21 protein-coding genes are annotated in these 22,436 nt (G+C 34.5%); 8 read left to right on the forward strand and 13 right to left on the reverse strand.

Annotation, left to right across the window (positions count from 1 at the left end):
• Positions 1-884: 884 nt before the first annotated feature.
• The 3 genes from FD26_RS06015 to FD26_RS06025 are packed head-to-tail and all read right to left on the reverse strand — an operon-like array spanning position 885 to position 4,431.
• The gene (locus FD26_RS06015; protein WP_057867529.1) at positions 885-2,039 is read right to left on the reverse strand and encodes a hydroxymethylglutaryl-CoA synthase; all 1,155 of its coding nucleotides are present in this window, start codon (positions 2,037-2,039) and stop codon (positions 885-887) included.
• Positions 2,039-3,280: a hydroxymethylglutaryl-CoA reductase, degradative gene (locus FD26_RS06020; RefSeq protein ID WP_057867530.1), complete on the reverse strand. Its 1,242-nt coding sequence runs from the start codon at positions 3,278-3,280 to the stop codon at positions 2,039-2,041. Before FD26_RS06020 ends, FD26_RS06015 begins: the two co-directional genes overlap by 1 nt.
• Positions 3,277-4,431 (reverse strand): thiolase family protein, encoded by a 1,155-nt coding sequence (locus FD26_RS06025; protein WP_057867531.1) that lies wholly within the window; start codon positions 4,429-4,431, stop codon positions 3,277-3,279. The genes FD26_RS06020 and FD26_RS06025 overlap by 4 nt, the downstream gene beginning before the upstream one ends.
• Positions 4,432-4,523: 92 nt before the next feature.
• On the opposite strand from FD26_RS06025, the gene FD26_RS06030 reads away from it, so the two are divergent.
• Positions 4,524-4,808 carry a hypothetical protein gene (locus FD26_RS06030; RefSeq protein WP_057867532.1) on the forward strand — a complete coding sequence of 95 codons (285 nt, stop codon included), beginning with the start codon at positions 4,524-4,526 and terminating at the stop codon, positions 4,806-4,808.
• On the opposite strand, the gene galU is transcribed toward FD26_RS06030, so the two are convergent.
• Genes galU through map form a run of 3 tightly spaced genes read right to left on the reverse strand, consistent with a single transcriptional unit; the run spans position 4,809 to position 7,498 of the window.
• Positions 4,809-5,729: a UTP--glucose-1-phosphate uridylyltransferase GalU gene (gene galU / locus FD26_RS06035; protein ID WP_057867533.1), complete on the reverse strand. Its 921-nt coding sequence runs from the start codon at positions 5,727-5,729 to the stop codon at positions 4,809-4,811.
• Entirely contained in the window at positions 5,729-6,688 is a 960-nt protein-coding gene (locus FD26_RS06040; RefSeq protein WP_057867534.1) for a YihY/virulence factor BrkB family protein, read from the reverse strand. Before FD26_RS06040 ends, galU begins: the two co-directional genes overlap by 1 nt.
• A 15-nt stretch (positions 6,689-6,703) precedes the next feature.
• Complete coding sequence (gene map, locus FD26_RS06045; RefSeq protein ID WP_057867567.1) at positions 6,704-7,498, reverse strand: type I methionyl aminopeptidase; 795 nt, start codon at positions 7,496-7,498, stop codon at positions 6,704-6,706.
• A 133-nt stretch (positions 7,499-7,631) separates the two neighbouring features.
• On the opposite strand from map, the gene FD26_RS06050 reads away from it, so the two are divergent.
• Positions 7,632-8,087: a flavodoxin gene (locus FD26_RS06050; RefSeq protein WP_057867535.1), complete on the forward strand. Its 456-nt coding sequence runs from the start codon at positions 7,632-7,634 to the stop codon at positions 8,085-8,087.
• A gap of 2 nt (positions 8,088-8,089) precedes the next feature.
• On the forward strand, positions 8,090-8,548 hold the full coding sequence (locus FD26_RS06055) for a GtrA family protein (protein ID WP_057867536.1): 459 nt from the start codon (positions 8,090-8,092) through the stop codon (positions 8,546-8,548).
• A 128-nt stretch (positions 8,549-8,676) separates the two neighbouring features.
• Here the strand turns inward: FD26_RS06055 and wecB are convergent, their stop codons facing one another.
• A complete protein-coding gene (gene wecB, locus FD26_RS06060) occupies positions 8,677-9,819 on the reverse strand; it encodes a non-hydrolyzing UDP-N-acetylglucosamine 2-epimerase (protein WP_057867537.1) in 1,143 nt (380 codons plus the stop codon).
• A 397-nt stretch (positions 9,820-10,216) separates the two neighbouring features.
• On the opposite strand from wecB, the gene fba reads away from it, so the two are divergent.
• On the forward strand, positions 10,217-11,086 hold the full coding sequence (gene fba / locus FD26_RS06065) for a class II fructose-1,6-bisphosphate aldolase (protein WP_057867538.1): 870 nt from the start codon (positions 10,217-10,219) through the stop codon (positions 11,084-11,086).
• A 527-nt stretch (positions 11,087-11,613) separates the two neighbouring features.
• Here the strand turns inward: fba and FD26_RS06070 are convergent.
• Positions 11,614-12,966, reverse strand: a complete 1,353-nt coding sequence (locus tag FD26_RS06070; RefSeq protein WP_057867539.1) for an FAD-dependent oxidoreductase — start codon at positions 12,964-12,966, stop codon at positions 11,614-11,616.
• 209 nt (positions 12,967-13,175) lie between these two features.
• Here FD26_RS06070 and FD26_RS06075 point away from each other — a divergent pair, with 209 nt between their 5' ends.
• Both FD26_RS06075 and FD26_RS06080 read left to right on the forward strand, forming a co-directional pair.
• The gene (locus FD26_RS06075) at positions 13,176-13,610 is read left to right on the forward strand and encodes a GNAT family N-acetyltransferase (protein WP_057867540.1); all 435 of its coding nucleotides are present in this window, start codon (positions 13,176-13,178) and stop codon (positions 13,608-13,610) included.
• Between the two features lie 61 nt (positions 13,611-13,671).
• The gene (locus FD26_RS06080) at positions 13,672-14,355 is read left to right on the forward strand and encodes an EAL domain-containing protein (protein ID WP_057867541.1); all 684 of its coding nucleotides are present in this window, start codon (positions 13,672-13,674) and stop codon (positions 14,353-14,355) included.
• Positions 14,356-14,422: 67 nt separating this feature from the next.
• Here the strand turns inward: FD26_RS06080 and FD26_RS06085 are convergent, their stop codons facing one another.
• Entirely contained in the window at positions 14,423-15,787 is a 1,365-nt protein-coding gene (locus FD26_RS06085; protein ID WP_057867542.1) for an FAD-dependent oxidoreductase, read from the reverse strand.
• 276 nt (positions 15,788-16,063) lie between these two features.
• On the opposite strand from FD26_RS06085, the gene FD26_RS06090 reads away from it, so the two are divergent.
• Positions 16,064-17,260 (forward strand): GGDEF domain-containing protein, encoded by a 1,197-nt coding sequence (locus tag FD26_RS06090; protein ID WP_057867543.1) that lies wholly within the window; start codon positions 16,064-16,066, stop codon positions 17,258-17,260.
• Positions 17,261-18,164: 904 nt separating this feature from the next.
• Here the strand turns inward: FD26_RS06090 and FD26_RS06095 are convergent.
• From FD26_RS06095 to FD26_RS06110, 4 genes are all read right to left on the reverse strand, one after another.
• On the reverse strand, positions 18,165-18,749 hold the full coding sequence (locus tag FD26_RS06095) for a DUF6198 family protein (protein ID WP_307724362.1): 585 nt from the start codon (positions 18,747-18,749) through the stop codon (positions 18,165-18,167).
• Positions 18,750-18,953: 204 nt separating this feature from the next.
• Positions 18,954-20,414, reverse strand: a complete 1,461-nt coding sequence (locus FD26_RS06100) for a multicopper oxidase family protein (protein WP_057867544.1) — start codon at positions 20,412-20,414, stop codon at positions 18,954-18,956.
• A gap of 270 nt (positions 20,415-20,684) precedes the next feature.
• Positions 20,685-21,314: a DUF421 domain-containing protein gene (locus tag FD26_RS06105; protein ID WP_057867545.1), complete on the reverse strand. Its 630-nt coding sequence runs from the start codon at positions 21,312-21,314 to the stop codon at positions 20,685-20,687.
• An 8-nt stretch (positions 21,315-21,322) separates the two neighbouring features.
• The gene (locus tag FD26_RS06110; RefSeq protein WP_057867546.1) at positions 21,323-21,772 is read right to left on the reverse strand and encodes a DUF3290 family protein; all 450 of its coding nucleotides are present in this window, start codon (positions 21,770-21,772) and stop codon (positions 21,323-21,325) included.
• A 194-nt stretch (positions 21,773-21,966) separates the two neighbouring features.
• Here FD26_RS06110 and FD26_RS06115 point away from each other — a divergent pair, with 194 nt between their 5' ends.
• The gene (locus FD26_RS06115; protein WP_057867547.1) at positions 21,967-22,365 is read left to right on the forward strand and encodes a MarR family transcriptional regulator; all 399 of its coding nucleotides are present in this window, start codon (positions 21,967-21,969) and stop codon (positions 22,363-22,365) included.
• Positions 22,366-22,436: the final 71 nt, after the last annotated feature.

Raw genomic sequence — 22,436 nt, forward strand, 5'->3', positions numbered from 1 at the left:
TATCAACTCTATTTATCGTACAGCCTTTAATTTAGACACAAAAAGAACCCTCACCTACTGACGATGAGAGTCCTTTAAAAATAAGTGGCAAGATGAAATTTACTGTAGTTTCATCAACGTTAAATGAATCTAAACTTTAAATGAACCTTACTACTTTTAAAACATATCTTATTAAAAATAAATATGTTACTCGTTCAACTAATGAATCCTAGCACACCCATATATTGTGCGCGCGACTACTTTTATAGGTCGATCTTATGTTAACTTTTGGTGCTAGTTTCAAAAATGTCTTCCAAACTGTACAGACACTAACTTTTTCTTTGTTTTTACTGATCTTACCAAATACGATAAACTTTTCGAATCAAAAATATTTTTAGGCCTACAGTTTTATGACACTTCATCTTTACCACAACCTTAATATATCATCTTCCGAAATCGTTTACAACAATTATGTTTATTACAACTTTATGCAAAAAAAAAGAGCTCCCTCTCTATGGGAACTCCTAGTTAGATATAAGTGGTAAGATGAAATTTACTGCAGTTTCATCGAATTCAAAATGAATCTAAATCTTAAATGAATCTTACTACCTAAAACATATCTTACTATATGTATATTTTTGTTCAACTATAGGATCCTAGCGAACTATGTATTGAGCTTGCGCGACTACTTAATTAGGTCGATTTTATGTTAACTTTTATCGCTAGTCCCTAAAATGCCGTTGAACTGTAATACCTCAATTTTCTTTTGTTTTATACTAATCCTACCATCTCCTGAAAAACGATAAAATTTGTTTAATCAAAATCCTTTCTTAGTTTTACAGTTCCTAGCACTTCATCTTTACCACGTCTTTAATATAGCATTTTGAGTAAGCGCTTGCAACATTTTAATTTAACTTTTTATAAAGTCGTTCGTTTTCTTTAATTTCGCTCAAATAGAACTTTTCTTGTACCGTTTTAGGATCGACAATTGTTCCATTTTGATATTCAACTTGATACATTTTCTCATAATCAGCAATGCTCATTTTTTGACGATTATCTAATAAATTCAATATTTTATCTTTATTGATTGCCTTGTCAAAACCAGGTTGAATTTGGCCACTATATAGTTCACCTACGGCACCGGAGCCATAGCTGAACAAAAGTAACTCTTCATTAGGTCGAGCACCATTAACTAAATATGACAATAATCCCAAATAAAGTGAACCAGTGTAAAGATTTCCAACTTCACGACTAAATTTGATACTTGCTTGATAATGATCAGTTAACTCTGCATACTTCTCATCGCTAACTTTACCCTCAAGAGTTCTAAGTGCTTTGGTACCCATTTTCGTATAAGGAATATGGAACAACATGGTTGAAAAATCATTGGCTGTAACATCAAATTTAGCCTGATACTTTTGCCAAAGTGTCTGAAAGAAATCAACATAAACTTGATTGGAGAATTTACCACGAGCAAAAGCTGTCTTAGAAAATGTTGGACGCCAGAAATCACCAATGTTACGAGTCATATAAACTGACTTATGTTCTAATTTCAAAATACGTGGGTTCTCACTGATGACCATTGCCACAGAACCTGCTCCTTGAGTAACTTCACCTGGAGTTTTAATTCCATAACGGGCAATATCAGTGGCAATAACAAGTGCTTTTTTGCCTGGGTTAAGACTGACAAAATCAAAAGCACTTTGTAAACCTGCCGTGGCACCAAAACAAGCTTGTTTAATTTCGAAAGCTCTGATATCTTCGGGAAGCTCCAGTAGATCCATCAAAAAAGCTGCAGTTGATTTAGACTCATCAATACTGCTTTCCGTACCGACAATTAACAAGCCTAAATCTTTCTTATCCTCGGCTGTCAAAATACTATCAGCAGAACTAGCTGCCATAGTTACAGCATCTTGATAAGGCTTAGGAACTGCTTGCTTGTCTTGACCAATTCCAATAGTAAACTTGTCGGGATCAACATCCCGAGCCTTTGCTAATTCAACTATATCAATATAATTCTGAGGTACATAAAAACCTATTTTATCAATACCAATATCCATTATTTATTTCTCAACTCCAATAAAATATTTTGAGCATTTTTAATCGTGTAATCTTTAGTCTGATTTAATTTAGCAGAAACTTGATCAATTTCCGTTCCCACTGCCCCAGCAGAGACAGCCAAGGATTTACTTTGTAAAGACATATGTCCAGCTTGAATACCAGTTGTTACTAAAGCTCTTAACGCAGATAGATTGTTAGCTAAACCTACCGCTCCAACAACTGATTGCAATTGCTTGCTATCTTTAATTTTCATAATAGCTAAACTCAATTGTGCCATCGGCAAAGCACGAATTGCTCCACCAACGCTGCCTAATTCAATTGGCATCTTTAAAGTCCCAATCAATTTAGTTCCACTTACTTTCCAAACAGTAAAAGGTTGATACTGTCCAGATTCTAAAGCATAACTGTGAGCCGCTGCTTCTTGAGCTCGAAAATCATTTCCCGTTGCCAACAAAACGGCATCAATTCCATTCATGATTCCTTTATTGTGAGTAACTGCCCGTTTAACTGACACCTTAGCAAAGTTCGCTAGCTGAACAATTTTTTGAGCAACCTCTGAGCCAGTCATACTTTTAGTACTCAATTGTTCGAAATCAACCACTGCTTCAACTGTAATGATCTGCCCTTGTCCACTATTAGACAAGATGCTGCACAGAATTTTGGAGGATACCATTGTAGAAATCTTTTGAGCCGTTTTTTCCAAAATAGTATTAACAAGATTAGCGCCCATCGCATCAACGGTATTAATGCCTAATTCAACTTCTAAATAGTCGTCGTATCGATTGAACTTCAGTGAAACAATGCCACCGCCACGTTTAATTAAACTAGGATGGGCTTCTTGAGCAAACTCAAAAATTTCAGCATTATGTCGTTCTAATTCATCAACTTCTGATTTTGTTACCTTTTCCAAAACTATTTGACCATAAACTATTCTTGCGGTTGGAAAAGTCTTAAAACCACCACTATTTTTGATTCTCTTAGCTGCATTAGAAGCTGCTGCAACTACAGAAGGCTCCTCAATGACCATCGGTACCAAATACTCTTGATCATCGATCAAAAAGTCAGTTGCAAAGCCATATGGCAAACTAAAGCTTCCAATTTGATTCTCGCTCAAACTGTCAGCCAGGTCTGTTGAAATTGTAGCTCGATCTTCTAACAGTTTTGCTTGTTGCTTAGTAATATAACCACCATCAACTAATAACTTTCGTCTTTGCTCATCTGTCATTTCATAAATTTTCATACAAGTTTCACACCCATAGCCATACCCATGCCACCACCAATACATAATGAGGCTAAGCCAGTAGCCTTTTGTTCTTGCTGCAAAGAATTGATCAGAGTAGCAATCATTCTTGCTCCTGTGGCTCCTAAAGGATGTCCTAAGGCAATTGCGCCGCCATAAATATTTAAACTGTCTTCAGGCAATTTCAAATCTCGACTAACGGCCACAGCTTGAGAAGCAAAAGCTTCATTAACTTCATATAAGTCATAATCAGCTACACTAGTCTTGTAACGATCAAAATACTTCTTAATAGCATAATATGGTGCATAGCCCATATAATTAGGGTCGATTCCAATCTCAGTATAACCTGTAACCTCTGCTACGTAATTAAGTCCTAATTCCTTAGCTCGACTGGCTCTCATTAAAATTAGAGCAGCAGCACCATCATTAATTGGTGATGAATTACCGGCAGTAACTGTACCTTTTTTGTCAAAGACAGTTCTTAGTTGTCCCATTTGTTCCAAAGTTGTAGTAGGACGAATTGATTGGTCAGTATCAACTTGATTGCCATCAACATCAATTGCCAAAATTTCCTTAGCTAGCTTATCATGGGCCTGATGAGCTTTTTGATGAGAACTATATGCAAACTCATCTTGCTGTTGCCGAGTTACATGATATTTTTTAGCAATGTTTTCAGCAGTGATACCCATTGGTAAATGATTGAAGGCATCATTTAGGCCATCATTAAAGAGTGAGTCAGACAATTTAGGACTAACTTCCATTTTGCCAGTTCTAGGTGCATAAAATGGAGCATTCGACATGCTTTCAACTCCACCGGCAACAACGATTTCAGCATTTCCCATCGTAATAGCGGAAATTCCCTCATAGATAGCCTTCATCCCTGAGCCACAAACCTGATTAATTGTCATGGCAGTAGCATCGACGCGTCCACCAACATCCAGTTCAATCTGTCGAGCAGTATTTTGCCCCATACCAGTTTGATAAACATTTCCAAAAATAAATTGATCCACAATTTTAGGGTCAACCTGATTATTTTTTAATAGTTTTGAAACTAATTGCGTTCCTAATTGAACTGCCGTCAAATCAGCAAATTGCCCTCTGAATTTGCCAATCGCAGTTCTCTTTGCATCTATAATTACAATTGGATCCATAATTTTTTCCCTTCAAACTTGGTAGAATATCTTTAAGCCTTAATCATAATTTAATTAACCAATAAAAACAAATAAAACGGTGGAAAATTCTTATGCGTACTATTGATTTAATCTTATTATTAAACGATTTTAAAAAGAATAATCGAATTTTCGTTGAATCTAATGATCAAAAATTGCCAGTCGTTGATATTGAGATTGTCGACGATGAAGTTATTCTTAAAACATCTTCTCAAATGCACGGTCTCAAGAACTGGGAGTTCTTAATTTTGCTTAATCAAAAAGCTTATTATGAAATGCCGATATTCTTCAATAATAAAAACAGCCATCAACAGCTCTTTGGATTCAGAGTTGCTAATGACTGTCTATTACTCGGTTAATTATTTAGAAGACTTTTTGCTGTTATTGGCAGGTTTGTCTTCTGCTTGAATCTTTTTAGCCAAATCAAGAATATAAGGCTTTAATTCGTCCTTAACTTCAGGGTGAGTCAAACCATATTCAATATTGGTCTTAACATAGCCAAATTTATTACCAACATCAAATCTTTGACCTTTGAATTCATGAGCAAAGACGCGTTGTGTCTTGTTCATACGATCAATTGCATCTGTCAATTGAATTTCATTACCAGCGCCTGGTTTTTGAGTTGCTAGTAAATCAAAGATTTCAGGTGTTAACAAATAACGACCAATAATAGCTAAATTACTTGGAGCATCTTCAACTTTTGGCTTTTCAACGAATCTCTTAACATTATATAATCCTGGTTCATTTTCACCTTCTGGATCAATGACACCATATTTAGAAACATCTTTTTCTGGAACCTTCATAACAGCAATAGTAGAAGCATGAGTCTTCTCATAATCTTCAATCAATTGCTTTGTCAAAGGAACCTTATCCTTCATCAAGTCGTCGCCTAGCATAACGATAAATGGTTCATCAGCAATAAATGATCTTGCTTGAGCAACCGCATCACCTAACCCATTTGGATGAGCCTGACGACTGTAGTACAAGTTGACACCTAAGTGAGTTGTATCTTGAACGACCTTCAATAATTCAGTCTTGTTCTTAGACTCAAGGTTTTGTTCCAATTCGGGTACGGAATCAAAATGATCCTCAATTGAGCGCTTATTCTTACCAGTAATAATCAAAATATCTTCAATACCTGAAGCCTTAGCTTCCTCAACGATAAATTGAATTGTTGGCTTATCAACAATTGGTAACATTTCCTTTGCCAAGGCTTTTGTAGCTGGCAAAAATCTTGTTCCTAATCCTGCTGCTGGTATAATTGCTTTTCTGACTTTCATTAATTATTCTCCTTTTCATGCGACTGCAAATAACTAGTTAATCTACCAGTACTTTTCCTTAAATATGGACCGCCGATTGCCTCGGCAAAAGCGACATTCATCGCGTTTCCAAATAAAAAGATTGTCACTGACATATTCACCCATAACAAAAACACAATGATGGCTCCAATCGCGCCGTAATTGTCCCAAGCTGATCCAAAATATTTTAAATAATACGAAAATAATTGTGATAAACCTAATAGACCAATACTTGTGATGATTGTACCCGTTATTATGTAATAAAATTTCAAATGAATATTCGGTAAAAAATAAAATAAAGCAAAGACGATCAAAAACATTATAACAATAGCGAACGGCCATTTCCATCTCATAAATTCTTCTAAAAGCCTAGAGTTCACGTGCCGCAATGGAATCAACCAATTTAAAAAAACTTGGCCAAATGTAAACGTTACAATTGCTGCTACACCAATAACTAATAACATTAACGTTGTCACAAAAGCCAGACCTCGTCGAATAATATAATTCAAAAAGGTTTTTTCAACAAACAAACTATTTACATCCAGACCGTACGCCTCATTCATGGTCATCTGTGCAATATTTAATCCACGGGAGATCGCCCAAAGAGATACGATAATACCAATCGACAAGATACCCTTATTAGAATTAGACAAAACCTTAATAATTGTCGGCAATAAATAATGATGCAAATCATCCGGTAAAATGAATTCAATATAACCAATAACCGTAGGTTTATCCAATCGCAATAATGGAATTAAATTTCCAATAACAATAATTGCTGGAAATAGCGACAACAGAATATAGTATGTGATTGCCTTGGAAGCCATGGGTACATTCGAATCGCTCATGGCTTGAGTAATATATTTAACAAAACCAATAAATTTTTGTTTTTTATTTATCGATTGCTTAAATAATGGTACCTGCTGTTTTTTATCTTCCATTGTTTACTCCAATAATTACAGTAAGTATTTAGCATCATACTCAGGATCTTGAGATGTTAAAATCTTCGGACCATCTTTTGTAATAGCAATGGTATGTTCATATTGAGCAGAGTCAGTTCCATCAGCTGAAACAAAGTATTCCCAACCGTCTGCTTTGACAAATTTATCTTTGATCTCCCAAGTACCGAGATTAACCATTGGCTCAATTGTAATCGTCATACCTTCACGTAATCTTAAACCTTGACCAGGTTCTCCATAATGAGGCACATTTGGTGCTTCATGCATTGTTGGCTGAATACCATGACCAATCAAATCACGAACATCCCCCATATGATTTTCATCTTCAACATAATGTTGAATAGCATAACCGATATCACCGATACGATTGCCAATAACTGCTTGGTCGATTCCTAAATAAAGAGCCTTATGAGTAACATCCATTAATTTTTGATCCTCAGCTGAAATATCTCCGACCGCATAAGTCCAGCAAGAGTCACTTTCATAGCCATTCAAATTAACAGTCATATCAACTTTTAGAACATCCCCACTTTTTAAAATAAGATTTTTTCTAGGAATACCATGTGCAACTTCGTCATTCACGCAGACACAAGTAGCATATTTATAGCCTTCAAAACCCTTTTCTGATGGATGGCCACCATGGGATTCAATATAATCGTTGGCAAAATTTTCAATTTCCATTGAAGAAATTCCTGGTTTGATAATATCACGCAAACCAATATGTGTATTAGCAAGCAGTTCTCCGGACTTTCTCATTCCTTCTATTTCTCTTGCAGATTTTAATGTAATCACTTTTTTAACATGTCCCTTCGAAAAAAATGTTAATTTCATTATAACATTTTGCTGGTTTTGGAATTAGTTAGCTGCTAATATTAATTTTTGCTATAATATCTCAAGATATATAAAAATGAGGCGACATATTAATATGACAAAAGTAAAAATCGTATACGCTAGTATTACCGGTAATGACGAAGATATTGCATACGTTTTAACAGAAAAATTTGAAGACCTTGGATGCAAAGTTGATATGAGTGAGGTTTCACAAACCGATGCAGCTGATTTTGAGGATGCTGACATCTGTGTTATTGCTAGTTACACTTACGATCAAGGAATTGTCCCCGATGAAGCCCTAGATTTCTATGATGACATGAAGGATTTGAATCTTAATGGCAAAGTATATGGCGTCTGTGGCTCTGGCGATACTTTCTATGAAGATTTCTGCCGTGCAGTGGAAGAGTTTGCTAAAGTCTTTGATGATGTTGGAGCTGCTAAAGGTGCTGACCTAGTCAAAATTGAACTTGATCCTAGTCAAGAAGATATTGATCGTTTGGATGACATGGCCGAAAAAATCTATAAAAAGGCACAAGAAATGGATCTTTAATAATGAACTTTATAAAAAAATATCGTAATTTTGGAGTCTATTGCTTCTTTGGTTTTCTTGCATCTTTAATCAATATCGCCATCTTCGACGTTTCCCACAACTATTTTCAAATCCCATTATGGATAGCTAATACTATCGCTTGGTTCGTTTCAAATTTCTTTTCATTTTTTGTAACCAAACTTTATGTTTTCAAATCTGAAATGGAAAGTTTTAAAAAACTTTTCCAAGAAGGTTTGATTTTCCTAGTTTCAAGACTATTTTCACTGATTTTTGATGATATTTTCATGATCGTAGCTGTTTTTATTTTTCCTTGGAACAATCTAATTATCAAAGCTATTGATCAATTAATCGTAGGACTATTCAACTACTTTTCTTCAAAACTGATTTTCAACTACAATAATCGTCATTTAATTGAAAAACTTAAGAGTTTGAAGAAGAAAGAAAGTCAGGATGAAATTTAATAGCGGAACAATTAATTGGAATCTCGTTCAGGGCATTTAACTTTTTCTTTACCTCACAAATAAAAATATCCTCATAATTATCGGCTACTTACCAATAATTATGAGGATATTTTAATGTAGATTATTTTTTATTCAAATTCGTTTGGTCTATCGTCTGTTTGTTTGAAGTAATAGCTTATTGAATCTAAGATACGATTGGAAGCTTTACCATCACCATAAGGATTCTTAGCATTTGCCATACGATCATACTCAGCTTTATCAGTGATTAAACGAGTCATTTCTTTTTCAACTACGTCAGCGTCAGTTCCAACTAATTTCAAAGTACCAGCTTCAACACCTTCGGGACGTTCGGTTGTATCACGTAAAACTAAAACTGGCTTTCCAAGTGAAGGAGCTTCTTCTTGAACACCGCCAGAATCAGTCATAATGAAATAACTTCTTGATGCTAGATTATGGAAATCTACTACATCTAATGGTTCAATCAGATGAACTCGATCAACCTTTCCCAAAATATCCTTAGCAGTCTTTTGAACAACAGGGTTCAAGTGCACTGGGTAAACTAATTCAATATCATCATGTTTTTCGACAACCTTCTTCATAGCTTGGAAAACTTGTTTCATCGGTTCGCCTTGATTTTCACGACGATGCATTGTGATTAAAATCATTTTCTTTTCAGGATCAATAACATCTAAAATATCATGATGATAATCCTTGTGAACAGTGCTTCTCAAAGCATCAATAGCGGTATTACCAGTTACAAATATATGCTCGCCATTGTGGTTTTCTTTAAGCAAATTAGCCTTGCTTTCACCAGTTGGTGCAAAGTAAATATCAGTTAAATCATCAGTCATTTGGCGGTTCATTTCTTCTGGCCATGGAGAATACTTATTCCAAGTTCTCAAACCAGCTTCAACATGTCCAATAGCAGTTTGATGATAGAAAGCAGACAAAGCAGCACTGAAGGTCGTTGTCGTATCACCATGTACTAAGACAATATCAGGCTTTTCTTTTTCAATAATGCCATCTAATTCTTTCAAAACTAAACCTGTGATACCGCTCAATGTTTGACGTTCTTTCATAATATTCAAATCATAATCGGGTTTTATTTTGAAGATTTCCAAAACAGAATCCAGCATCTCACGATGTTGTGCCGTAACAACGGTCACTGTTTCAAAACGATCACTATTTTGTTTTAATTTCAAAACTAATGGTGCCATCTTAATTGCCTCTGGTCTCGTACCAAAGACAGTCATAACTTTAATTTTATCCAAAATTATCACCTCAATAAATTAGTTCCAGTATATCAAAGATAACCGCATTAATATAGGTAGTCACGTTTCCTATCGCTTTATGAAAAGATATGTTTATAATTGGTTATTATGATAAATTTGACTGTATTAGTAATTCTAAGTATTTTAACAACCTTAATTGCTTTCTTTGCCGTCATGGCTCTCTACAACACTTTTATTAAATCTGACAGCAAAAAATATTGGTGGTTTATTTTGCTAATTTTAATAATCTTCTATTTAATTACCTTTTATATCTATTTTCATTTTAAGTAAAACGCTTACTGAAATAGTTTGTTAAAAAACGTATTAATTTCATTCACTTTGAGTTAAAATTACTATTGTATTCAAAATAATGAATGGAATTTTTGGAGGATTATCGATGGTTTTAACAAACGGTAACGAAATTTTCAATAACGCCCGTAAAGGCAAATATGCTGTTGGTGCTTTTAACATCAACGACTTGGAATGGACACGTGGTATTTTAGCCGCTGCTCAAGAAACAAATACACCTATCTTGGTTCAAACATCAATGGGTGCTGCTAAGTATATGGGTGGTTACGAACTATGTCTACACCTTGTACAAGACACAATCAAATCAATGGGTATTACAGTTCCAGTTGTAATGCACTTGGATCATGGTAACTACGAAGCTGCCAAGGAATGTATCGAAGTTGGTTACAACTCAGTTATGTTCGATGGTCATGACCTACCATTTGACGAAAACCTTGAAAAGACAAAGGAAATCGTTAAGTTAGCTCATGCTAAGGGTATGTCTGTTGAAGCTGAAGTTGGTTCAATCGGTGGTACTGAAGATGGTATTACTGGTCTTGGTGAATTAGCTGATGTTGAAGAAGCTAAGACACTTGCTGCTACTGGCGTTGACTACCTTGCTGTTGGTATTGGTAACATTCATGGTGTTTACCCTGACAACTGGAAAGGCTTAAGCTTTGACCGTCTACAAGAATTAGCTGCTGAAATCTCAACACCACTTGTTCTTCACGGTGGTTCAGGTATCCCTAAGGAACAAATCGTTAAGGCTATCTCAATGGGTATTTCAAAGGTTAACGTTAATACTGAATTGCAATTAGCATTTGCTAAAGCAACTCGTGAATATATCGAAGCCGGACATGACCAAGATGTTGATGCTAAGGGTTATGACCCACGTAAATTGCTTGCACCTGGTACAAAGGCTATTACTGATACAACTATCGAACGTATCAAGTGGTTCGGTACACCTTCAGTTAAATAATTTGACCGTAATTTTAAGACAAGGACTTTGGTTCTTGTCTTTTTTGTGCAAAAAAAATAATAATATAACTAGATCGTCCCCCTAGTCCTTTATTATCAATGTTTTTATTACTCTATGAATCTCTTTAAGGACAATCACTAATATTGTGAAATAAATTATTTCTTGCTATACTATAGTTGCACCAAATAAGAAAGCGCCAACATAGAGAAAGGAGGGGCTAAAATAACAACTTTGTTAATATTTGGAATAAGTTATCAAAGCTTATTTTTTGCCTCCCGTATGGAAAATTGTAATATCTATGACTAGATGCTTATTCCAGATACCAGTTGATTTATGTAATTAACAATTACATTGATAGGATAAAAAACTCATTTTTTAATTTGCCCAAAGATACCATTTAACCATAATAATCTCCCCGATTCATTGAATACCCCATCATTCAATGATGAAAATTAATTTCTTATTCCTATCAGTAAAATCAACCATATAAAAAAGACCAGTAGGTTCCCCGCCTACTGGTCTTTTCGTTACTCTACTTTTACTGCATCTTCTTTAGCTATTGCCTGCTGTGCCACTAAATTTAAATAATTAAACGGATTATCATAATTTGGTTGGAATAGCATGTCGACATATGCTAGATCATCAATTGTATTATTATTTTGAATACAGATGGAAATAGCATTTGCGGACTGAGCAACTTCATGTTTACTAAATAATTGAGCGCCTAAAACTTTTCTCGTATCTTTATCATAAATAAGATAAATAGTTAACATATCATTGGTTGGCATATAAATTGGACGATAATAACCATGGTAAACAACATAATCAGCATTAATTCCATTGGCTATGGCCTTTTTCAAAGTCAAACCAGTTTCTGCTAAGGTGTAACCAAAGATCTCCATAGCTGTTGTTGACTGGGTTCCCATATACTTACGAATATTACCAAAAATATTAATCCCAGCTAAGTTTCCTTGACGAACTGCACTAGAAGCTAAAGGAACGTACTTCAACTCACCAGTTGGATTAAATTTAACTACGCAAGAATCACCAGCTGCATACACATCTGGATCAGATGTCTGCATATAATCATTGATGATAATAGCACCATATCCATACATTTGAACTTGTCCACGTAGTAAGTCTGTATTAGCAAAAAATCCAGTACATACAATAACTAAGTCGGCCTTATATGCATGTCCAGCTTTAGTTTTAATGGTCAATTGATCGCCATCTTCAATTTCAGAAACACGCTCGCCTAATTGCACTTTTACGTCGTGCTCTTTTAATTGTTCAATAATCGCATCTGACAAACCATCGTCAACATAATTATTCAAAATCTGATCCCGTGATTGAATCAAAGTAACATCATGCACTGTATTAGCATAACTTTCTGCTAGCTCTACACCAACATAGCCTGCTCCCACAATAGCAATACTTGGATAATTCAAAGCTGATTCATAAATTTTCTTTGCTTGATCATAACTCTTACAGAGCAAAACTCTAGGATTATCCATTCCGCCAATAGGTGGAATACCCACTTCTGAACCTGTACTCATAATCAATTTATCATAAGTATCTTCAAAAATATCTTGAGTCTCTAAATCTTGTACTAGAATTTTTTTTTTTTTTGTATCAATCTTTAGAACATTATGTTTCATATGTACCTTAGCACCATAACCTTCAAGTGTGGTAGGGTCTGCATAAAACATATCTTCAAGACTATTTACTATTCTGCCCAAATACAAAGCAATTCCACATGACAAAAATGCAATATTATCCTCACGTTCATAAACTGTAACATCAGTTTCTGGATGCTTCTTTAGTATTTGTTCAACTGCAGCTGTTCCAGCATGTGTACATCCGACAACAATTACTTTCACTAGTCGGTTCCTCCTCTACAGTACCAATTCCAATTCGTACTTGCTTTCATTCTTTACAGCATAACACAACATATAAGTAAATTATATCAATCTAGTTTTTATTTCATTTATTAGATTATGTATTTTTTTCTATCAGTTTTAGAACCGTTATTCGAACATATTTGTAATATAATAGATGTGTATTTATTTTTTTAGACGGAGTTTATACTATGAAAAAAATCAGACACAGCAACAATCTAAATTCTGATATTTACCGTGATAGTCTTAATATTAGAAAAAACGTATTTATTATCGAACAACAGGTTCCAGAGAACTTAGAAATAGATAACTCCGAAAACAAATGTACTTATTTTGTATTGTATCTAGATGAACAGCCAGTGGCAACAGCCAGATTTTTCCCAACTGACGATCAAGGAATTCATATTCAAAGAGTTGCAGTTTTAAAACCATATCGACACCAAAATTTGGGATCAGAATTAATCAATCAAATAATTTCTTACGCTAAAAAGCAAAAATATAATTATGTTATTCTAGGAGCTCAAGATCACGCTCAAAATTTCTATAAAAGTCTAGGCTTCACAGTTGTTGGTCAACAATTTTTAGAAGCTGGCATCCTTCATCATGACATGAAATTAAACTTGTAGTAGTATTTAATTGATATGCAACAACCAGAAGTTATGGGGAGTGCTGTAAAGGAGTTTGACCATGTATAGATTTTTTATTCAACCTCAACTGGATAAAGTTAATAATTCATTAATAGGATACGAACTATTAATGAAGAAAAAAACGGATCAAGGTTGGAGACCACCAGCTAACTTTTCTGATGTGCCTTCACATACAATAGCCTCAGTTTTAGTCGCAACTACTAAATTATTGTCTTTAAAAATCGGCTCGGTTTCGTTCAATATCAATCGTAATCAATTGATGGACAAAGAAGTTCGTGAAGCAATTATTGAATCGCAACGGATTCTACGTCCTTTACGTGTAGTAGTAGAATTAACTGAAGATATTCCTGACAAAAATTGGCCTAGTGAACAACTAGTTCCTTTAATTAAGGACTTCATCAATTACGGTATGGATTTCAGTTTAGATGATTGTGGAACTGGCGTTAATCAGCTTGATCAAATTCAAGATTTGGTTCCATTAGCCTCTGAAATCAAATTTGCTATTCAAAATTTTGGTGAAAAATTACGTGATCCTGATATTGAGGACAAGGTTATTTTTTGGAGAGATTTTAGTAAAAAACATAATCTCCGTTTCATTCTTGAAGGTATCGAAGATGAAAATGATGATAAATTGGCAGATTCGTTAGATATCGACTTACGCCAAGGTTATTATTATGGCAAACCACGTTTGCTTAAATTAAAGCCTGATGACGATAAATTTTAATTTAATAATTTAAAAAAAACTAGGTAGAAGGTAATTATTTACCGACTACTTAGTTTTTTACTTATTACTATTTAGTTTCTGACTTTTTTTCCTGACGCTCTTTAGCTACAGCCTGTTGAGCAACTAAATTCAAATAGTTAAATGGATTATCATAGTTTGGTTGGAATAGCATATCCATAAAAGCCAAATCATCAATCGTATTCTTATTCTGAATACATACAGAAATTGTATTAGCAGATTGAGCAACTTCGTGTTTACTGAATAATTGGGCACCCAAAATCAAATGATTATCCTTGTTATAAACTAACTTGATCGTCAACATTTCAGTCGTAGGCATATAGTCTGGACGATAATAATCGTGATACTCAACAGTATCGGCATTAATGCCATTATCTAAAGCATGTTTATAAGTTAAACCAGTTGAAGCAATTGTATATCCAAACAATTCCATTGCTGAAGTGGCTTGAGTTCCCATATATTTTTGAATATCTCCAAAAATATTAGTTCCAGTTAGAGCACCTTGACGAATGGCATTAGTGGCTAATGGCATGTAAGCTGATTTACCGGTAGGATTAAAGTTAACGGTACAAGCATCCCCCGCTGCGTAAATATCAGGATCTGAGGTTTGTGTATATTCATTAATGATAATGGCACCGTGACGGTCCATTTCAACTTGTCCACGCAATAATTCAGTATTAGGGACAAAGCCAGTGCAGACGATAACCAAATCTGATTTATGATCAGCCTCATTTGTTTCAATCACAACGTTATCATCGTCGTCACGGTTAAAACCTGTAACACGTTCGTTCAAATAAACATCAACGTCATGCTTATTCAGTAATTCAATAACATTCTTCGACATATCGAGATCTAAATAGTTATTTAAAACTTGATCACGTGATTGAATCAAAGTAACTTTATGATCTGTATTGGCGTAGCTTTCAGCCAATTCAACTCCGATATAACCACCACCAACAATTGTAATATGTTTATATTCCTTAGCAGTCTCATAAATCTCTTCGGCCTGAGCATAACTCTTGCACATTAAAATTCTAGTATCAGAAATTCCCATAATTGGTGGTACTGCAACGTACGATCCAGTTGTCATGATTAATTTGTCATAAGAATCATTAATTATCTCATGTGTCTTCATATCTTCACACATAACGGTCTTATTCTTAGCATCAATTTTTAAAACATCATGCTTCATTTTTACTTTAGCACCCATTTTTTCCAAATCAGCCGGACTAGAGTAAAACATATCTTCCAAGCGTTTTACTTTTCTCCCCAAGTAAAGAGCAATTCCACAAGACAAGAATGAAATATTATCATCTCGTTCATAAACCGTTATTTCAGTTTCAGGATGCTCTTGTAAAATTTGATCTACTGCTGCCGTACCAGCATGTGTACAACCAACAACAATTACCTTCATAATTTGTTCCCCTCATTTTTCGAAATTTATTTATATGAAATTTTGGCCTTTTAACATAACTTTAAAAGAATAATAGCCCATGTAGACTATTATAACCTTATATTTTTATAAATGAATAAGTGTATATTAATAGTATGATTATTTAAAAATGTTTTTTTGCTAAGATTATAGATAATTATTTTTATTAATGTGATAATTATTAAGAAAAAGTGTTTATATATATTTGCTTATATAAAAGTCATAATTAAAATACAAATTATTAATTGAGGAGTAACATTGCCAGATATTATTTTAAAAAAAATCATCAGTAGTTACCTGAATATCAATTCAGCAATTATTACCTTAGTAACAATTGGCTTAATTACCATCATTACTATCGTAGCTTATTCGCTTGAAAGAAGAATTCGGAAAACTTCCCCATTTTATCGTCGAGCCACAGTCCATATCTTTGAAGGCGTCGTTTTAGGATTTAGTATGGTCATGTTGCAACAAATATTCCATATTCTCAATAACGGCTCAGTCAACGGTGGCGGGCTTTATGCCAATGCTCAGTTAACCATTTTGCTGTACTGCATGTATTTGATCCGCAATAAGATTACTTTGCTGATCAATATTTGTATGCCCTTCCTTTACTACAGCTCAATGAATACTGAACGGATGAACAACAAAGACTTGCCGTTATTTTTAATCTCCTATCTTTTTCTGGTTGCCATCGTTGCTTTTATTTACTGGCAAACTGACAATTTACAAAATTCTGAATGGAAATATACCATCATGCAAGTACTGTTTGGACTTTCCTGGTGGATTTTATTATGGGTCGATCATGATTTCCCTTTAATTGAGATTATCAATATGTTGATTGTCTTCCTAATTTACATGACTATTATTCGTTTCTGTGCTAAAAAATTACAGGAGACCATGATCGATTACAACGACTTACAAACTCAAGTTAATTATGATGAATTAACCGGTGTTCGAAACAGAGCTAACCTAGATAAAACTACTCAAGAAATTTTTAGTACCTATTCTCATGAAAAAGTTCCACTAACAATTGCTATGTTCGATATTGATCATTTTAAAGAATTTAACGATCAATACGGCCATTCGATTGGTGATGAAGTTTTAAAACATGTCGCCCACACCATGGAACGGGAAATGTTTTTAACTGATGCTAAGGGACAATTGTTCCGCTTTGGTGGTGAAGAATTTATTATTATCTTCCGTGGAAAAACACCTAATGAATGTAAACCTATCGTTATAGATTTACGCAATGCTTTAATCAACACTCCTTTGTTTATCAATGGTCAAAAACTTGATATCACTATTTCTTTTGGAGTTTCTAAATTAGCTGCACAAGATAGTAGTTTTAAGGATCTATTCAATCGTGTTGACCAATATCTTTACAAATCTAAAAATTCAGGTAGAAATCGCTTAACTGTTGAAGGAAATACTTTTGATTTTGAAAAGCCATAAAAGGGAAGCCGCTAAACATCCAATAATGGTTCTTACTCAAGTTTGGTTATAGCGTGAATATACTAACTGGTGTGGTTGAAATATGCCATCGTCCGCAAAAAATCTGTGGGCCACTGGAACGTGGTGGACGCGACTTAGAGCTAATAATTCCACACTTCGTGCGTAATTATGGATCTCTAAGATCGGTCTTGTACTAACCTTGCTTCGCAAGCTAAGTAGAATATCACCACTGAGGGCCCACAGATTTTTTACTACCGATTAAGTCCCTGGTTCTAATATTATTGAATAAATTTGCAGTGTAGGGATTTTTGTCTCTGTATATTAATTAAATAGAAACTTTAAATTAAAAAACGGCCACTATTAGGTATTCCAGACATACATTTATGCTTGGATTTCTTAACAGTGACCGTTTTTATATGCTATTTAAATTTTACAATAATTAATGAATAAAGTAGGAGTCAGTCCGGAGCAAAAAGTGGGAATGCGTTCAGCTATGAAATCATTGTTACCGGCTTTGCCGGTTACAATGAGGCCGAGTTTGGAAATCCATTATTTTGCACGAAGTGTAAAATGATTAGTTTCGAACCGGCCCATAGCGTTCCAACAGCATTCCCAATTTTTGTGGAGGACGGGAATTTAAACATACTTATGCTATAACCAAACTTGAGTAAGAGCCCGATAATTGATGTTTAGTAGCTTCTTTTATTTAATATTTGGACAAAAAAATAGTGAGAAATTAATCTCACCGTCGGGAAGGAATCAGTTGTTTTTGAATCTGGTAGTCCCTACTAGCAATAGTAAACCATGTGACCGTTCACCGCAAGCGTATAAGTAAATTATTTTACTCCTTTTATCGAATAAGTTATCAGTATTTACCTTTTTTTAATTGTATTGTTATAAAATTTTAAAATGAGTAATGATGCTTTAACGAAGGCAAAACAACTTTATTTGATATACCAATAATTACTCCTTGGCAAAACATCGCTAAAATTGTTCCTATACCAACGGACAATATTTGTCCGGTCACGCTAAAGCATATCGCCATAATGATCACTGGTGGCGTATAACTTATCAATTGTCCCCAACCGGCTGAACCATGTAAATATTTAAACCTTAATAAATAAGCCAATTCATCATTGGGATGTTGAATCAAATTACAACGCTGATAAATCGAAGTCCCTACTGACACGCCGATCAAACCTAAAATATCTACTAACAAGCGCCACACTACAGGCAAATTATTCAATTGCAGTGGATTCAAAATGTCTGAAAAAAATCCTACTAAATAACTAAAAGGCAATGAAAAAAGTAAATTAGATACAAAGATATTTCGATCAAATTTTTTGAGCAATATTTGATTGGCAATTGTAACAATCACTGCATAAACAAACAAAGTCGTTCCATAAGTCGAATGTAAGACAGATGATATATTGACCGCTGAGGCTGTCCAAACCGCGCTTCCCATATTGCTATTGATCATTAATAGCATTGGCAAAGGCATCTAGTACAATAGCCAAGCTCAAATACCCTAAACGAATTTTAAAACTTCCTTTTTCCAAATCTAATTTCACTTCTTCCAAATAAAAAAGTCCCCCTACAACCATTCTCATGGTCATGAGAGGAACTTTTCCTTGATGACATTATTGATTGCTTAGTTCAGTCTAAATTAGGCTGAAAGCGTTGTCAATAGTCTTTATTTACTAGGATGATTCATTTCATCCATACTAATCAAATGATACTTATGTTCATGATTTGGATCATAGGCTTCAATTTGTGCCATCATTCCGGTATCTTCGTGCTCTAGAATATGGCAATGATACATGTAAACACCAAATTTAGTGAACTGAACAGCAATTCTAACAGTTTCTCCAGCATTGACGCCAACGGTATCTTTCCAACCATGTTCATTAGGATATGGAGCTTTTCCATTCCGACTAATAACTAAGAATTGGCAACCATGCATATGGAATGGATGAATCATACCGCCATCCATATCATTAGTATTAACAACATCCCAAAGAACTGTATCTCCAATCTTTTGACGACGGTCAATTCTTTGCATATCAAAGAGTTTTCCATCAAGACGGACTTGATCGTCCATACCGGACATAACTGTTCTAGTAACTGGCAATCCTGGGGTAACTTCTGGAACATTAATGGTTGTAAGATGTTCTGGAAGTTTTGTATTATCAGGAGCATACTCGCCGATCTTAAATTTCATAAGAGGCACATTGTCAGACATTAATGTGACAACATCGCCTGGTTTCTTGTCACCGAAATCAACGATAACCTCGGCACGTTCAGCACAAGTCAACATCAATTTTGTAAACTTAACTGGTTCAGGTAAAGTTCCACCATCCGAAGCTATTTGGGTAAATTCATGATTATCATCAAAATGCAATCTCCATTCACGACGATCTGAACCATCCAAAATTCTTAAGCGAACTTTTTGAGTTGTAACATTGAAAACGCCATTAATTGTTCCATTAACCAAAGCATACTTGCCTAAAGTACCATCAACATCATAGTCGGCTTTATAGTCAAGCTGATTGTCATGATAACTTCTATCTTGTAAAATAACTGGAATATCATCAACACCATAGTTTCTTGGAAATGGCAATTTAGCTTCTTCATCATCAGTCACAACTACTGCTGCTGCTAAACCATTCCAAACCTGACGAGCAGTATTTGGACATGGATGTGGATGAATCCAATCAGTTTGAGCTGGTTGATCCAACGTAAAGTCAATATCACGACTGCCACCAGGATAAACAGGAGCATGTGGACCACCATCAACAATTGGACCTGTAACATTCAAACCATGCCAGTGGAAAGTGGTTACTTCTGGCAACTTATTAACGAGGTGAACATGGTAATGGACACCCTTTTTCAAAACAATCGTTTGCCCAAGCAATGAAGCATTATAGCCCCATGTCTTTGTCTTAGCACCAGGAAGAATCTGGGTTTCACCCTCTTGAGCTGTAATTGTGTAGTAAACATCATTTCCATCGACCTTATCTGGTTGCAAAGCCGTAGGGATGTTTAAAGGTTGATCAGGAATATCAACCTTTTCTAGTGGAACATATCCACCATCATGCAAATCAAAAATTGGTTCATCGAAAAAGTAATCTGTGTAAACTTTTGAATCTGACATTTATAATCGCCACCCTATTTAGTTTTTGATTGAAACGTGCAAATACAATTTACTAAAGCTTCTATAAACATACCGATTCCCATCATATACATTGCTATCATATTTTTATCAGCAAAGACAAAGTATAATAAAATTGCATAAAAAATAAGCATGAATAATGAAAAGACTCTAGATCCACCTGCCATGTTATCACCACCATAATTTAATACAACTCTATTTTAATACAGTTTCTGCTACTTTAAAAATAAACTTTGGCAAACCTAAAATATTTTAATATTTATAAATAATTAGCTGTCCATCAATATAATTGGCCAAATAAATTTCTGAAGCTTCAACCTTATGTTTGTCTAATTCGTTATCGATCCAGGCCTCGTCTTTGCCAATTGTCTCTAATTCTTCATAGTCAATCTTGCCATCTAAAATAATAGGATACTTTAGACTATCTTCATTTTTCATCACTATTGTCAACTGACCGTTACGTTCAAAAACAGCTCGCTTAACATTTCTTACATCCATCACGCCGGCCTGACGTAATTTGAAAGTAAAATCATTAGCCGAAAGACCATTGCGTAATGCCAAATTAACATCAATACGACCATTTTTTACAATTAATTGTGGCGTTCCTTCAATTACCTTTTTGAAGAAATTATTATGGTTCGTTAAAAATTTAGCTACAAACACTACCATTGTCCAAATCAACAAAACCATGGCAAATTGCATCAAGGAAATACTAGAGTTATAAATCATACCTCCGACAATTCCACCTAAAACGTAGTTTTGAAGCTGATCAATTGCACTGGTAGGGGCTATATTTCCTCGTCCAAATAAATTAATCTGTAACACCATGATCAAAAATCCAATAATAAATTTTAAAGTTAAATCACCGTAATCTAAAACCATTTGCGCACCTACTTCTTAATTAATGTAATTTTGCCCGAATTTATTAAACTAGCGTTCGACAAAGTATAACTGCTTAAATTATTGTCAAAGCTAACTCGATAAATATTTTTACCTGATTTAATCAACATACCTTCAGTTAAACTAGAACTGTTAGAATATAATTTTTTAGCCGATACCTTCTTGTCCTTAGCTACTGACCGCATCAACTCTAAAGTCTGGTTAGTTTTATTGTTAATATCCAATTGCTGCTCATAATTGTTGTAATTAATCCCTATAAACAAAACTATCCCAAAGGCAAAAATAATTAAAAGGGCACGATACTTATTATTAGACCGATTTTTAAAGTATAGAAAGGCCGTTACAAAAATAGCCAACGCTAAAATAATAATTCCAATAATGAAGAGAAAATTGGGTTCATTATTATGTTCCACTAAATACTGATACGAATAAAAGCTCATATACATACCTCACATCCATATATATACGATTAGTATAGCAAAAAATGATTTCTATATAGCTCGTAAACCATTTGATTTAATTAATTATCTTTGCTTGTGCAAACATTAAATAAGTTTCATAATACATAAATGTTAATATTTTTATGGAGGTGATTACTATCAATAATAATTCTAATCTTTGTACCTGGTTGAATATGAAACACTTTGAAAATGACATTCAAACCCGGTTAGAAAAAGTTTTACTAAAATATGACCTATCACCTGTAGAATTTAGCTTTCTACATTATTTATATGACCAATACGACGCCCAAGCTAGTCTATTGGAAATTAAAGATTCCTTGCATCTAAGTTCAGCTGCAGTCTCTCGAATGGCTGTCCGTTTGGAAGAAAAAGATTGCAAGCCAATCGTACGCTATCACAGCGATGACAATCACAAAGAAGTTTGCCTAAAAATGACTTCATCTGGCATTGAACATTTCAAGGAAACCTTTGGAGTCGTCGATCAAACCCTGAATGAACTATTTTCTAGCTCAGAATTTCAAAACTTACGTAAGGAAATTTTAAATATAGACACCACAACTAAAAAATCTTAATTAACTCTTTTTTATTTATCGGTTTTGGTGGTGTACTCTTTGCCATCTGTGCCCTGGTGGTTAATCTGAAA

The organism is Companilactobacillus crustorum JCM 15951 (assembly GCF_001434585.1).
Classification (GTDB): Bacteria; Bacillota; Bacilli; order Lactobacillales; family Lactobacillaceae; genus Companilactobacillus; species Companilactobacillus crustorum.

What these genes read in the sequence shown, in the direction of transcription:
- FD26_RS06015 (WP_057867529.1), bottom strand. Translation starts at nt 2,039, where the DNA reads ATGGATATTGGTATTGATAAAATAGGTTTTTATGTACCTCAGAATTAT.
- FD26_RS06020 (WP_057867530.1), bottom strand. Translation starts at nt 3,280, where the DNA reads ATGAAAATTTATGAAATGACAGATGAGCAAAGACGAAAGTTATTAGTT.
- FD26_RS06025 (WP_057867531.1), bottom strand. Translation starts at nt 4,431, where the DNA reads ATGGATCCAATTGTAATTATAGATGCAAAGAGAACTGCGATTGGCAAA.
- FD26_RS06030 (WP_057867532.1), top strand. Translation starts at nt 4,524, where the DNA reads ATGCGTACTATTGATTTAATCTTATTATTAAACGATTTTAAAAAGAAT.
- galU (WP_057867533.1), bottom strand. Translation starts at nt 5,729, where the DNA reads ATGAAAGTCAGAAAAGCAATTATACCAGCAGCAGGATTAGGAACAAGA.
- FD26_RS06040 (WP_057867534.1), bottom strand. Translation starts at nt 6,688, where the DNA reads ATGGAAGATAAAAAACAGCAGGTACCATTATTTAAGCAATCGATAAAT.
- FD26_RS06050 (WP_057867535.1), top strand. Translation starts at nt 7,632, where the DNA reads ATGACAAAAGTAAAAATCGTATACGCTAGTATTACCGGTAATGACGAA.
- FD26_RS06055 (WP_057867536.1), top strand. Translation starts at nt 8,090, where the DNA reads ATGAACTTTATAAAAAAATATCGTAATTTTGGAGTCTATTGCTTCTTT.
- fba (WP_057867538.1), top strand. Translation starts at nt 10,217, where the DNA reads ATGGTTTTAACAAACGGTAACGAAATTTTCAATAACGCCCGTAAAGGC.
- FD26_RS06075 (WP_057867540.1), top strand. Translation starts at nt 13,176, where the DNA reads ATGAAAAAAATCAGACACAGCAACAATCTAAATTCTGATATTTACCGT.
- FD26_RS06080 (WP_057867541.1), top strand. Translation starts at nt 13,672, where the DNA reads ATGTATAGATTTTTTATTCAACCTCAACTGGATAAAGTTAATAATTCA.
- FD26_RS06085 (WP_057867542.1), bottom strand. Translation starts at nt 15,787, where the DNA reads ATGAAGGTAATTGTTGTTGGTTGTACACATGCTGGTACGGCAGCAGTA.
- FD26_RS06095 (WP_307724362.1), bottom strand. Translation starts at nt 18,749, where the DNA reads ATGCTATTAATGATCAATAGCAATATGGGAAGCGCGGTTTGGACAGCC.
- FD26_RS06100 (WP_057867544.1), bottom strand. Translation starts at nt 20,414, where the DNA reads ATGTCAGATTCAAAAGTTTACACAGATTACTTTTTCGATGAACCAATT.
- FD26_RS06105 (WP_057867545.1), bottom strand. Translation starts at nt 21,314, where the DNA reads ATGGTTTTAGATTACGGTGATTTAACTTTAAAATTTATTATTGGATTT.
- FD26_RS06110 (WP_057867546.1), bottom strand. Translation starts at nt 21,772, where the DNA reads ATGAGCTTTTATTCGTATCAGTATTTAGTGGAACATAATAATGAACCC.
- FD26_RS06115 (WP_057867547.1), top strand. Translation starts at nt 21,967, where the DNA reads ATGAAACACTTTGAAAATGACATTCAAACCCGGTTAGAAAAAGTTTTA.